Source organism: Bacillus cereus group sp. MG1 (genome assembly GCF_040460035.1).
GTDB lineage: Bacteria > Bacillota > Bacilli > Bacillales > Bacillaceae_G > Bacillus_A > Bacillus_A cereus.
Map to the genome: position 1 here is coordinate 65321 of NZ_JARVGY010000004.1, position 13131 is coordinate 78451.

Below are 13131 nucleotides of genomic sequence, written 5' to 3' on the forward strand. Positions count from 1 at the left end.
TATTAAGGGTGTTATTTTAAAACTGATAGGACGATATCCCATATTTATAAATTTTCATAAACCTTTCCTAAATCTTTTTTCAGTTGTGTTTTTAAGTGCTCATTTTCACTTTCTAATAGCTTGTTCTTATGTTTTAAAAGATTGAGCTTATTCTTTAAAGTTTCTATGATTACATCCTTAGAGGCATCCGATGTCCTTCTTTTTACATTCTTAAAATCATGTATGCCTTCTTGCTGTTGACGTAAGTCTTCAATCGTTTTTCTGACTAAGGGTTCTCTATATAAATATGCTTTTGAAACCTGTGCTTTTTCTGAAACTGAATTAAAATTAATTTTTTGTCCTTCTTTAACCATTAACTGTATTACTTCATTCACTCTATATTGTGTTTCCCTCTTTTTTTTAGAGGCATGATTCAATAACCCCGTTGTATTCGGATGTTTGTTAACCATCAATTTTTCTTTCCTCTCCTATATATTCTCGTTTATGTTTCGGCATACCGAAAATTCCAATTTCATTTTTCAATGAATCTCTAATTTCCTTATACTTATTAAGTTTTGGTTGAATCAATTCAATAGAACGAATACGACCGTTAGTTTGATACTTTATAATATCTTCTTCCATCTTTGATATCTGCGCATTATAGTAATCTAAAAATGTTGTATCTACATGAAAACTCCTACAATTATTTTTAATACAAGGGGTTTCTAACGAATAATCTAAGAATTCACAGCTAACCTTAGGACTCTTTATGCATAATCCATGATCCAAACGAATAGAGTCCATGTTATGGCGAATCCATTCTAGTTCCAAGCCGTTTTCTTCTGCCTGCTCAGGGAGACTGGCTTGTATTAATTCTCCAGTTGTGTCAATACGCACTGAGTTTTGAACTTTTTCCCATTCCCTACGAAGAGTGTTATCTGAAATTTTTGCATAAGTTAATGTCATTTCAGGACTAGTATGTGCCATTAACTTTTGTACATGAAGAATATTCATACCATTATTAATTAGATTGACCCCATATCTATGTCGAAAAGCATGGTTCTTAAATAGAAATATTTCTCCATTTTTATCAAGGATTTTATATTTTTCGGCTAGTTGATTTAATGCATAGGTAACCGATTTTTGTGAAAAGGCCATCCCTCTATTTTTTCCAGTAAGAACAGGGAACAAAAATTGATGTAAGTTGTTATGCTTCTTTTCATGATTGTTAATATATTCTTGTTGTATTTTAACGATTTCCACAATTTCTTCTGAAATAGGAACAATATGTTCTTTTACATTTACTTTTCGTTGATCTCCTACCAACCACCAACCATCTTGCTTATATGCTAGACAATTTAATTGTAGCTGACATACATCTGAGACTCTAAATCCTGTTGCTTCCATAATGACTATTAATCGTGCAATTTCCGAATCTAAATTATGTAGATTTTCCAACACTTGCTCCCATATAAAATCTGGCACATGTTTAACATGTTCGTGATAGTTTTTCTTTTCTCTTCGAGGAAAGTCTTCGGGAAATATTAATCTGTTAACAGGGGTTTTAGGTGCTTCTTTCCATTCAAAACTTTGCATATATTCAATTATTCTTCTGACATTTGAAAGGCACTCTATTACATGACGATTACTAGGAACACGATTTTTCGTATAACTCTTTCCTCCCATTTCACGATTTCTAACATAAAATAAAAAATCTTCAATGTCCTGTCTTTGTAGATTTTGTAAATCTATCCACTTTGGATACGTTTCTACAATGAAATCAAAAAACAAATACATTTTCTTTAAAATATTTTGGGCGGTTGCAAAGGTAATTTGTTGGTGTATAAGTAATGTTTGATTTACATACTTTTTAACTAATTCCCGAAAGGGAAATTTTATACTGGTGAAATTAAGAAATCTGTCTCTTCGAGACATATTATATGGAATCCCTAGTCTTTTTATATTCCATTTATCTTTTTGATGTTCAGGTCGTTCGTCATAATAATTAGAGAAAAAATCATATAAACTTTTACATACTCCAAGATAAGGTGAAATAAATTCTCCTCCACGATGATGGGGGTATTTTAACGGCTTATTATTTTCAGTTAGATATAATTTGTATTCATCTAATAATGTAGTGTAAGGAATATCAATTATCGATGTGACTTGAGGGAATTTCTCGACTAAAAATTTTGAAAGAAAGTACATTTTATAAAAATGCTTCTCCATAAAGCTGGATAAAAGCCAAATTTCATTAGTTAAAGAATAAAAAGAATAGTACTTTATCTCAAGTTTAATATATTCATTACTAATTTTATTGAAATCAACAATTTTTTTTGTTTCTTTAATTTTTCCTCTTCTATCTGGCAGGGGAAACTCTTCGATTTTCCATTCATCTAAAGCCCAATAACCTTTAAGGTCGTTCATAACTTTACGTTGTATTTTATTGGAATTAATAGCTACGATATTCATTTTCTCATTCTCCTATGCTGCTGGGCTTCATCCCAGTGCTTTCTTATAGTTTCTTCTGAAGGATGAATATACATATTTAAAGTAGTTTGTACCTGGGCATGTCCTAATATTTTTTGAATGATACCAGCGTCCATGCCTAGATCATAAAGTTGTGTTGCACATGTATGTCTAAGTGTATGAGCGGTAAAGTTTATTTTCGTTTTTTTAGACAATATACGTATAACAGCTTGCAAAGCCCAATATTGCATTGGTTGCCCTTTATTTTTCCCTTTTAAATTAATAAACACATGGTTAGAATCTACATCATTAGTATGGTAATCGATAATATAATCTTGGAATAAATTCATTGTTTCATTTGATACATATACTTTTCTTTTTTCTCCAGCTTGTGTTTTAGATTCTCTAACAGTGATACTACCATCATTGATATTGAAGTCCTCTATCCATAAACTTAATAACTCAGAGGCTCTTAATCCTCCTTCATATAAAATACGAATTATTAACTCATCTCTTATGTTATTACATGCTATACGAATTAATTCGGCCTGCTTAGTAGTAATGGTTTTTATTTTTCTTTTAGGTTCCTTAAGTTTTAAGATATTAATTTTGGTTGTTGGGGTATGTGTTATATGATCTAAAAATTTACGAAACTTTCGCCTTGTATTATGGACTTCTTTTGTAACTTTGGATTTTACATTAAATAAGATTTGACCACTACGCCATTGGTAGTCCAAAAATTCGATAACACAATTAGTGATTAAGTTAACGGAAGATTCAGTTCTTTTAGCGTACGCTAACTTCTTTGTGTCATTTAAATAGATAGTATTTATATCATCTGTTGATTTTCTTAACCAATGAATAAATTCTGTTAATAAACTTATATCCACTTCCCTGTAATCTTTATTCTTTTCGTTTAGAAAACACCAGAATATTTTCAAATGATAACAGTATGTTTTAAGTGTATTAGGGGCTTTTCCTAAAGAATCCTTATGTTTTATAAATTTCATGATTGGGATAACTGGTTCACCCTTGTTATGTAAAACCATCCAACGTTCTTCCCCAAACGATGTAATAATACTTTGTACTTTAAACATTTTTCCACCTCCAACTGTTCAATCTATCTATACTATAAATACTATCTCTTTTTACTATTATTATAGCTTCTACAAAGAGACAAAAAAAGAGAACTACCTATCGTTGTATACGTTATCTCTACTCATATATTATACTATTGTTAACACCATTCCTCTTCCTTTTGGCATATTAGCGTTATTCATGATTTGTGGCCCCCTATTAGTGTATTTCTGTGTCTAGCTGTAGCGCTATGCGTGTAGGAAATCCCTCGTAAAATACTGTTTTTCCCAAACTTTGTGCGTATTTCATCCATTACTTTTGTTAGCTTCACTTCTTGTTCTCGTTTCGTGACATTATCAAAAAGAGAAATTTGTTCTTCTCCTTCTTGAATTAAGTTTGTTAAGGATATGTTTATGCTGCGAATGGGTTCGCCAGTATATTGTTGATGCAAAAGTGCGCCCATAAGGGCCTTGTAAACTCTGATTTAGTAAATCAGCGGGTGAAGTGAAACAAGATAACAACCCGACACCGGTAGCCTTATCCGTAATCGAAAGTGAGCGGGGAGTGTAGCATGGCTGCAACGGGATAAGTCACTCTAATGTCATGAGTGCGACTGAATTTCTAGGTGTACCGTGGTAAACAAGGTTGAATGCTAAACTGCGTGAAGGATAAATCAAGGGGTCTTATCGACGACCATATCGAAATAGACATTGAAACGATATGTCTCTAGTTCAGCTCATCTATTTTTTGTGGAGAGAGGTGTGTTTCACACTAGAGAACCAACTAAAGTACATTAGTAAAGATTGAAAGTCCCAACCGACATTACTACAAACTATTTACAAGGTACTAAATGGGGATTACCTAAGTGGAAGCGCCATTTATGGCTATAGAGGATGATTTCAAGGTAAAAACCAAGAAATGTGGCTCTTGAATATTCCATATGGTAACGGAGCCTTCGTAGTAGTCAGAGATAGGGAAAGCCTATCACACTAACGTATGACAAATTACGTTAGGTCATGGTTGTGAAATCAGGATGGCGAAGGAAGGTAGTCAATTAGTTCATGATGATAATAAACAGGAAGGAAGCGAGATGCTGATGAGAAATCCAGTTTATGTATTGAACACCTTGTCGAAGAATACTATTAAAGAAAACTATAAGTTCAAAAGATTATATAGAAATCTTTATAATCCAGAATTCTACTATAAAGGTTATCAAGAAATATATGCCAATCCAGGTAATATGACCAGAGGAACCATAAGTAAAACTGTTGATGGCTTCTCAAAAAATAGAGTATCTAAAATCATCAACAACATTAAAAATGGTAACTATAAACCTACTCCTGTTAAGCGAGTATATATTGATAAAAAAGGGAGTAAGAAAAAACGTCCTCTTGGGGTACCGACATTTGACGATAAACTTGTCCAATTAGTAATAAAGTATATCTTAGAAGCAATTTATGAACCAAACTTCTCTGAGAACTCACATGGATTCAGGAAAAATAGGGGTTGTCATACAGCTTTGAAACAAATTAAAAAGAGTGGTAATGGAACTAAATGGTTTATTGAAGGTGATATTCAAGGTTTCTTTGACAATATCGACCACCATATCCTAATTAACCTACTAAGAAAACGTATCAATGACGAAACACTCATCGGATTAATATGGAAGTTCCTAAGAGCTGGGTACATGGAGGATTGGCAATTCCACAAAACATTCAGTGGAACACCACAAGGAGGGATTCTCAGTCCTCTTCTTGCCAACATATATCTAAACGAACTAGATATATACATGGAAAAATACGCTGAAAAGTTCGGAAAAGGTCAACCAAAAGACAGAGAAGTTGATAAAAGATATCAATACTTACACCTCAAAATAAAAAGAGGGCGTAAGAAAGCAGACTTACTAAGAGAACAAGGTAAACACAATGAAGCTCAGGAATTAATCGAGCAAGTCAACGAATGGGTTAAGGAAAGGGGACAACGTCCCTACTACAATCCAATGTCGGATAAATTTAAGTCACTAAAATATGTTAGATATGCTGATGACTTTATTGTAATGATAATCGGCAGTAAAGATGATGCCAAAGCCATTAAATCTGATATAGCTCAATTTCTCAATGAAGAATTAAAATTAACTTTATCAGAAGAAAAAACACTTATCACCCACTCTAGCAAGAAAGCAACATTTCTTGGGTACAACGTCAATATCACTAGAAACGAGTTATTTACCAAATACTCGGTGAAAGGTGCAAAAAGAAGACATCACAATCTAAAAGTAAGACTTGAAATCCCCCATGAAACATGGCGAAATAAATTACTTGCCCTGAATGTTTTAGAAATGAAGTATGTGAATGGGAAAGAAACTTGGAAACCAAAGCATAGACCGGAAATGGCACACCTAGATGATTTGGAAATACTACATAATTATGTATTACAGATCAGAGGGATGTACAACTACTACAAATATGCAGTTAATTCAACGGTACTCCAAAAATTCAGTTACGTTCTAGAATACAGCATGTATAAAACATTCGCCAATAAATATAAAAGCTCAATCGGAAAAATTAAGGGGAAATATTGCAAAAACGGTGTATTCATAGTCAATTACAAAGATAAAAAAGGCAAACAACACTCTCATTCTTTCTACAGGGAAGGATTTAGAACGGTTGATATAACTAAGATGAAAACACAAGAAAATAACATCGACAACTTGTTAGCCTCAAGAGTTCATATGTCAACAACTAGTCTTATGGATAGGTTGTCAGCCAACAAATGTGAACATTGTGGTAAAACCGATTCTAACTTAGTAATGCACCATGTCCGAAAAATGAAAGATGTTGAGAAAGGCAAAGCCAAATGGCAAAAATTAATGATTGCCCGTAGACGCAAAACATTAGCCGTATGTGAGGATTGCCATAATGAAATTCACTATGATATGAGAGTAGAACTTATAGCGAAAAACAGAAAAAAATAACTTTGACAAGCAATTGATGGAGAGCCGTATACTCTGAGAGGAGTACGTACGGTTCGGTGAGGGGTTTTGAGAAACCTATCATAGCAATATGACAAGGCGCTCGCTTCCTACTCTACAGTATGTACAGATATGATAAATATCCATTGTTAAATTTGTTGGACGGTTTAAAGTATGTGTTTTCCTAATTCCACCTGTATAACTCTTGCTATAACCAACAGAGAATTGAACGGTTTGAGCAAGTTTGTTTTGTCTTCTAAGGCGATAACAGACTTCTTCAATATGTTCCAATAGAACAATTGGGAATTCTTCTATTGTATAGTCGCGCATTAGAATTTGGCTTTTTCCGATTGAAGTTGTAGCAGGGACGTATTTTTCCGAAATACGGCTGAAGTCGATGCCGTTGCTATGTAAGTGCAATTCCTCCCCAATCTTGCCGAAGCTTTGTTTTAAGTATTTAAGAGGGTAATTGGCTAAATCCCCAATAGAATGTATCCCTTTTCGATTCAATTTTTCTTCTGTTTTGTACGAAATGCCCCAAAATTTATTGAGTGGTCGTATACTCCATAATTTTGTTGGGACATCTTCATACTTCCAATATGCGATACCTTCTTTGTTCTTCTTTGCTTCAATATCTAAAGCAACCTTACTCATTAAAGGGTTCGGAGCAATTCCGATGGTACATTCAATGCGTGTATGCTCATATATTTCACGTTTGAATTTCAAAGCAAATTCATAGGGATCGTTAGCAAATAAATGAATGCTATCAGTAACGTCCAACAGAAATTCATCTATGGAATACTGGTGGAAATCCTCATAAGGAACGTATTGTAAAGCTAACTCCGTTATGTAATTAGAGCATTTTATGTAAGTACTCATAATCGGATTCACAACAAGAATATCTTTTCTTCGAGGAATCTCGTAAAGCCTTGCCATCTTTTTTACGCCCAGTGCTTTCAGTGGTGGAGTTGCAGCTAATAAAATTGATCCGCTCCTGTTCACATCACCTACTACAGCCAACTTTGTATGCATAGGGTCTAACCCCATTTTAATGCAACTAACTGAAGCGTAAAAGCTACGTAAATCAACACATAAGATGATTCTATTCGGTAGGATTGAATAGTCATACACTGTGATTCCTCCTTAAATCAAAAGAACGTTTGTTCTTATTATATACGAACCTGTGTTCTTTTATAAAGAGTTTTTGTTTAAAAATAATTTTTTACATAAAGAAAAGACACTCTTATATGAGTGTCTTTCAGATATTCTGCTTGTGGGAGCAGCAATTCTAATACCAATCGGCAATAAGAAGGTATAGATATATATTCTCTTACTATTGATTAAAGGAGCAAACTCAACAAGAAAAGACACTATACAGTGTCTTTTCTTGTTGAGTTTGCTTTAAGGAAAATGTAGTGATTAATCAAAGAATCTTGGATGCTTCTTGATTCATCTTAGTATAGCATTTATATATAATTTTAATATACAAAAATAAAATTATATGAATATGTTTTCCTCAAATATTATTAGGATATTTTTCTATATTTAGAACTATGCTAGTAGATTGGTGAAAAAAAGTTATTATGTAGACATAATAACTTTTTTTATAGTTATATATCGAAATTCAAATGATCGTAATAGGTGAATTGATTGTAAAATATATACAATTATAGTCGGTTATATTACTATTATTATAAATATTGGAAATAGAGGGTGATACATGTAAATGCTTTAAGTGAAAATCGGAACTTCAAATAGTAAGTTTATAGTTTTGGGAGGAGAAGAAAAAATTAAATTCTGGGGGTTAATTCACATGCCCATCAACTTAAGAATCTAGACTACCCCCAAGTGTAAAAAAACGTTATTCTTTCTAAAAAGCTAACTAGAAAGGATGACGTTTTTTATGAATCTTTCGATTCAAGATGAATTACAACTATTTTCTGAAGAGCTGTGCCGTCATTTAACCCCTTCTTTTTTAGAAGAACTCGCAAAAAAATTAGGTTTTGTAAAAAGAAAACGAAAATTTTCAGGAAGTGAATTAGCTACCATTTGTATTTGGATAAGTCAAAGGACAGCGAGTGATTCCCTCGTTCGATTATGTAGCCAATTACACGCAGCTACAGGTACTCTTATGAGTCCAGAAGGACTTAATAAACGCTTTGATAAAAAAGCTGTTGAATTTCTGAAATATATTTTTTCTATATTATGGAAAGGTAAACTTTGTAAAACATCGGCTATTTCAAGCACGGCGCTTACCCACTTTCAACGTATTCGTATTTTAGATGCGACGATTTTTCAAATCCCAAAACATTTAGCTAGTATATATCCTGGATCCGGTGGTTGCGCACAAACAGCGGGTATCAAGATTCAATTAGAGTATGATTTACATAGCGGTCAATTTTTAAACTTTCAGGTAGGTCCAGGGAAAAATAATGATAAGACCTTTGGAACGGAATGTTTAGATACCTTACGTCCAGGTGACTTGTGCATTCGTGATTTAGGTTATTTTTCATTAGAAGACTTAGATCAAATGGATCAACGAGGTGCCTACTATATATCCAGATTAAAATTAAACCATACTGTTTATATAAAAAATCCGTCTCCAGAATACTTTCGAAACGGAACCGTAAAAAAGCAATCACAGTATATTCAAGTTGATTTAGAACATATCATGAACCATTTAAAACCCGGTCAAACATATGAAATAAAAGAAGCTTACATTGGAAAGAATCAAAAACTATTCACGCGTGTAATTATCTATCGTTTAACAGAAAAACAGATACAGGAACGTAGAAAAAAACAAGCCTATACGGAAAGTAAAAAGGGCATTACGTTTTCAGAAAAGAGTAAACGATTAACGGGTATCAACATATATGTCTCAAATACGCCTGAAGGGATTGTTCCGATGGAACAAATACATGACTTTTACTCCCTTCGCTGGCAAATAGAAATCATTTTTAAAACTTGGAAATCCTTATTTCAAATTCATCATTGGCAAAATATCAAACAAGAGCGATTAGAATGTCATGTGTATGGAAGGCTTATTGCCATTTTTATCTGTTCTTCTACGATGTTTAAGATACGTAAACTTCTGTTGCAAAAGAACAAAAGAGAATTAAGTGAATATAAAGCTATTGGGATGATTCAAGATCATGTATCGCTGTTATATCAAGCGATACAGAGAAACACCCAAGATCTAACAAAGATTTTAATCCGTTTGTTCGACCTCCTACAGAAGAATGGACGGAAATCTCATCGATATGAGAAGAAAACTATCTTTGATATTATGGGTGTTGTCTATGAGTATAATGGGTTTGGAAAACAAAAGAAAGCTGCATAATTTTTAAAATGAAACTCGTTAGAGTTTATTTGGTGTGTGTACTTTTCAATACCAAAAGTACATTACGAGTTTTTTAGTTGCTTTGAACGAAAGTTCATTTTATTTTTGTTCTTAAGTTGATGGGCATGGGGTTAATTCACTATGTTAAAGAAAATGATGTTTATGTTAATGGCTCTTACTCTAGTTTTTGTACCAACTCTCGCTTCAGCTGCAACTATAGAGGATGGAAAGAAATACAACGCAACACAGGAGGAATTAGAAGCTCAAGTTAAAGAATTAGAATATATTTTTTCGGTACTTATGGTAAAGGATGATAAAACAGGTAAATATGTTCTTAATAAAGAAGAATTAGCGAAATCTTCATATAACAATGAAGAAAAAGCAGCTATTATAGCTGGTGTTTATGTAATGAATGATGAAGAAATTCCATCTAATATGTACTCTAGTAACGTTTGGGAAAGATGTTGGCAGGATGCATTAGGTATTAGTAAATCATATTTTAATCAAATAAAATCGTATCTTAAGAAAGAGGATTACTGGGGAGCATTGGGAATGCTTTCGTTGCTTGGGCTACCATATAAGCCTGCGTTGTTATTTGCTTTTGCAGTAACTTGCGGGCCAGCTCCAGCTTATATTGCACCTAACCCTCATGAATAATAAGCCTGATATCTTATAAGTAAATGAACTAAAATTAGAATCTCTTTTGTAAATCTATTGATGCAAAAGAGATTCTTTTATCTTTTTAAAGAAGTATTTCTGTTAAATATGAAAATATTAAGTATATTCTGTTGAAAAAAAGTAGATTTGAAGTAAGTTAAACTTTCATATGATATGCTTATTCTATACTAACTAATTTTCAGGTGAGGAGTTGATCGGTTATTACTAGTATAGAGAATATATATAATGTTTCTGTATTCTTAATGCTTTTATCTACTTTTTGTTTTTATCTGTATTTACGAAAAATAAAAAGAGAAAGAAAGCTCACTGGTTTCGAATTTACAATGTATATCATAACACAAGTTAGTTACATTCTTTGGGGAATCTATATTATTTATATAAACTTTGGATGATATTTTTTGTTTTATGAAAAAAAGGCTATTAAAAAAGGGTTTGAGATAAATATCAAACCCTTTTGACTATATATAATTATTTCACTGCTTCTTTTAATTCTTTTCCAGCTTTAAAAGCAGGTGCCTTTGAAGCGGCGATTTGCATTTCTTCACCTGTTTGTGGGTTACGTCCTGTACGTGCAGATCTTTCACGTACTTCAAATGTACCAAAACCAAGAATCTGTACTTTTTCTCCATTTGCTAGCGCATTTGTTATTGTATCTAAAACAGCTTGTGTTGCTGCAGCTGCATCCTTTTGTGTAAGTTCTGCTTTTTCTGCTATTACTTTTGTTAATTCTGTCTTATTCATTTTTTGCACCTCTTCATATGTAATTAGGTGACTATTATAACGTGTGTATACTTATGATGCAATTAATATTGTGCATAGAAAAAGCCCTAGCAAGAGCTAGGGGACAATTTCTGTGTGGTAGTAAGAAAGAAAAACATGTTCATCGTACAGTCTAAATTGTAACATCTATATTAAATGATGAAAAGTACTTATTCTAGATGTTCTACTTGTTTCCACATATTCTATAATGAAAAATATCCCTCTAATTCATTTCATCTTAGAAGGATATTTCCAATCTTTTTCTTTTCGAGTATTTAGAGCAGGTTTAGATGAATTTGTAGAAAGTGTTTGCTTTTCTATTTTATCTAATCTCTCATCTAATTTTTCAATAGCTTCTTTTGTTTCCTTCAGCTCTAATTTAATTTCTGTCAGCAAACGGAGTATTGCATCTCCTTTTGTCATTTTCAACAGTAATCGCTCCCTTACTTATATTAAAAGTGTTACTGTATATAGTTGAAATTTCAATTAAAATAGAAGTAGCTGCACCTAGTCATATTGAATATCCTTTTACTTATTCATAGATATATAATAGCATTGCTATGGAATTTCTAGCAATATCAAAGGAATAGTTCCATTGGTTTCACTATTATTTCTAATCAGTGATGTATTAGCCTTAAAAAGGGAAAACGAAAAGTCATGAATATAGAAACAATAAACGAAATGAAAAAATAAATATATGAGTCCAGGAAGAAAAGAGCGTTATATTAAAGATTATAATGCTTCCAAAAATGAACTAGAAAAGATAATGACTTACGCTAAATTTAGCTTAGAAGCTAAAAAAAGAGAAAACAAGGTAAAAGACGATAAAGGAATTTAGATATATAATTGTGGTATGACATGCAGAAAGTAGCTAGAAATATAAAAAATAAAAGGTGGTATAAACATGAAATCAACAGGTGTTACTAGAAAAATAGATGAATTAGGGCGAATTGTTCTTCCGAAAGAGTTAAGAAGAACGTTAGGAATTGCAGAAAAAGATCCTATAGAAATATTCGTAGAAGATGAAAAGATTATTTTACAAAAATATAAATCTTATGATGCTTGTGCAATAACTGGTGATATTTCAGAAAAAAATATATCATTAGCACATGGTAAAATTGTTCTTAGTCCAGAAGGCGCTGAACTTTTAATTAAGGAAATCCAGCAGCAATTAGTTAAATAAGAATATTCTTCTTAGTACATTACAAAGAAAAAGACATCTATATAGATGTCTTTTTCTTTGACTTAAACCAACATAATTTTAAAAACACTACTTTTACAATGGCAAATATATTAACAATACTTCATATCACATTCATTTTAGCACAAATAACATCACGTATTCTATATATATAAATATAATTCAAGGAAAATACATAATTCCTTTTTAACAATTCACTGTACTTAGATGCTATTGTAGAGTGTATCATACATAGTTAATAAAAATGGTATGATGGGAATAAAGAACTATCGGAGGTATTGTTGCTGCTATTCAATCTCCCTGTAGAAAGTAGACAGCACGCTTAGAAATATGAGTGTAATATGAACTATAATTTTTTCAAAACATTACGACAAGGTTATGGTTCTTTTTTACGGAAAACTTTTCCTGTGAGTTGAAAGGAATTATTATAATCAAACTATTTTTTAATAGAATGATACCTAATTTGAAATTAATTTTAGTGATTGACACAATAATCCCTAGAATGCTACGGTTTTAATGGTAAAGTAATAAGAGGTTTAATGTATAGAGATATTACGTATATGATGCTAAAAAACGCCTGAATACTATTAGTGACAGGGAATCTATATTCGCATATCCCCTAAAATTAGATATACAGATAATTTGATTAATTAAACC

The 13131-nt window shown here is 32.2% G+C and carries 10 protein-coding genes and 2 pseudogenes; 5 read left to right on the forward strand and 7 right to left on the reverse strand.

Annotation, left to right across the window (positions count from 1 at the left end; all coding sequences use genetic code 11):
* Positions 1 to 44 precede the first annotated feature (44 nt).
* The 4 genes and pseudogenes from QCI79_RS32000 to QCI79_RS32015 form a co-directional block, all read right to left on the reverse strand.
* Positions 45 to 449: a DUF6262 family protein gene (locus tag QCI79_RS32000; protein WP_021727859.1), complete on the reverse strand. Its 405-nt coding sequence runs from the start codon at positions 447 to 449 to the stop codon at positions 45 to 47.
* Entirely contained in the window at positions 442 to 2451 is a 2010-nt protein-coding gene (locus QCI79_RS32005; protein ID WP_021727860.1) for a tyrosine-type recombinase/integrase, read from the reverse strand. The genes QCI79_RS32000 and QCI79_RS32005 overlap by 8 nt, the downstream gene beginning before the upstream one ends.
* Complete coding sequence (locus QCI79_RS32010; protein ID WP_021727861.1) at positions 2448 to 3545, reverse strand: tyrosine-type recombinase/integrase; 1098 nt, start codon at positions 3543 to 3545, stop codon at positions 2448 to 2450. The genes QCI79_RS32005 and QCI79_RS32010 overlap by 4 nt, the downstream gene beginning before the upstream one ends.
* Before the next feature lie 179 nt (positions 3546 to 3724).
* Positions 3725 to 3976, reverse strand: a pseudogene (locus QCI79_RS32015) (Y-family DNA polymerase); the annotation flags it as partial.
* Positions 3977 to 4621: 645 nt separating this feature from the next.
* On the opposite strand from QCI79_RS32015, the gene QCI79_RS32020 reads away from it, so the two are divergent.
* Positions 4622 to 6499 carry a reverse transcriptase domain-containing protein gene (locus QCI79_RS32020; RefSeq protein WP_309009745.1) on the forward strand — a complete coding sequence of 626 codons (1878 nt, stop codon included), beginning with the start codon at positions 4622 to 4624 and terminating at the stop codon, positions 6497 to 6499.
* A 117-nt stretch (positions 6500 to 6616) separates the two neighbouring features.
* Here QCI79_RS32020 and QCI79_RS32025 read toward each other — a convergent pair.
* Positions 6617 to 7627: pseudogene (locus tag QCI79_RS32025) on the reverse strand (Y-family DNA polymerase); the annotation flags it as partial.
* Positions 7628 to 8399: 772 nt separating this feature from the next.
* On the opposite strand from QCI79_RS32025, the gene QCI79_RS32030 reads away from it, so the two are divergent.
* On the forward strand, positions 8400 to 9836 hold the full coding sequence (locus QCI79_RS32030) for an IS4-like element IS231A family transposase (RefSeq protein WP_001053955.1): 1437 nt from the start codon (positions 8400 to 8402) through the stop codon (positions 9834 to 9836).
* A 141-nt stretch (positions 9837 to 9977) separates the two neighbouring features.
* Positions 9978 to 10493: a hypothetical protein gene (locus QCI79_RS32035; protein ID WP_000914524.1), complete on the forward strand. Its 516-nt coding sequence runs from the start codon at positions 9978 to 9980 to the stop codon at positions 10491 to 10493.
* A 489-nt stretch (positions 10494 to 10982) separates the two neighbouring features.
* Here the strand turns inward: QCI79_RS32035 and QCI79_RS32040 are convergent, their stop codons facing one another.
* A complete protein-coding gene (locus tag QCI79_RS32040; RefSeq protein ID WP_001043935.1) occupies positions 10983 to 11255 on the reverse strand; it encodes an HU family DNA-binding protein in 273 nt (90 codons plus the stop codon).
* 246 nt (positions 11256 to 11501) lie between these two features.
* Complete coding sequence (locus QCI79_RS32045) at positions 11502 to 11696, reverse strand: hypothetical protein (protein WP_031303430.1); 195 nt, start codon at positions 11694 to 11696, stop codon at positions 11502 to 11504.
* 274 nt (positions 11697 to 11970) lie between these two features.
* Here QCI79_RS32045 and QCI79_RS32050 point away from each other — a divergent pair, with 274 nt between their 5' ends.
* The gene (locus QCI79_RS32050) at positions 11971 to 12111 is read left to right on the forward strand and encodes a hypothetical protein (protein WP_014481865.1); all 141 of its coding nucleotides are present in this window, start codon (positions 11971 to 11973) and stop codon (positions 12109 to 12111) included.
* A 66-nt stretch (positions 12112 to 12177) separates the two neighbouring features.
* A complete protein-coding gene (locus tag QCI79_RS32055; RefSeq protein WP_000843046.1) occupies positions 12178 to 12456 on the forward strand; it encodes an AbrB/MazE/SpoVT family DNA-binding domain-containing protein in 279 nt (92 codons plus the stop codon).
* The last annotated feature ends 675 nt before the right edge of the window (positions 12457 to 13131 follow it).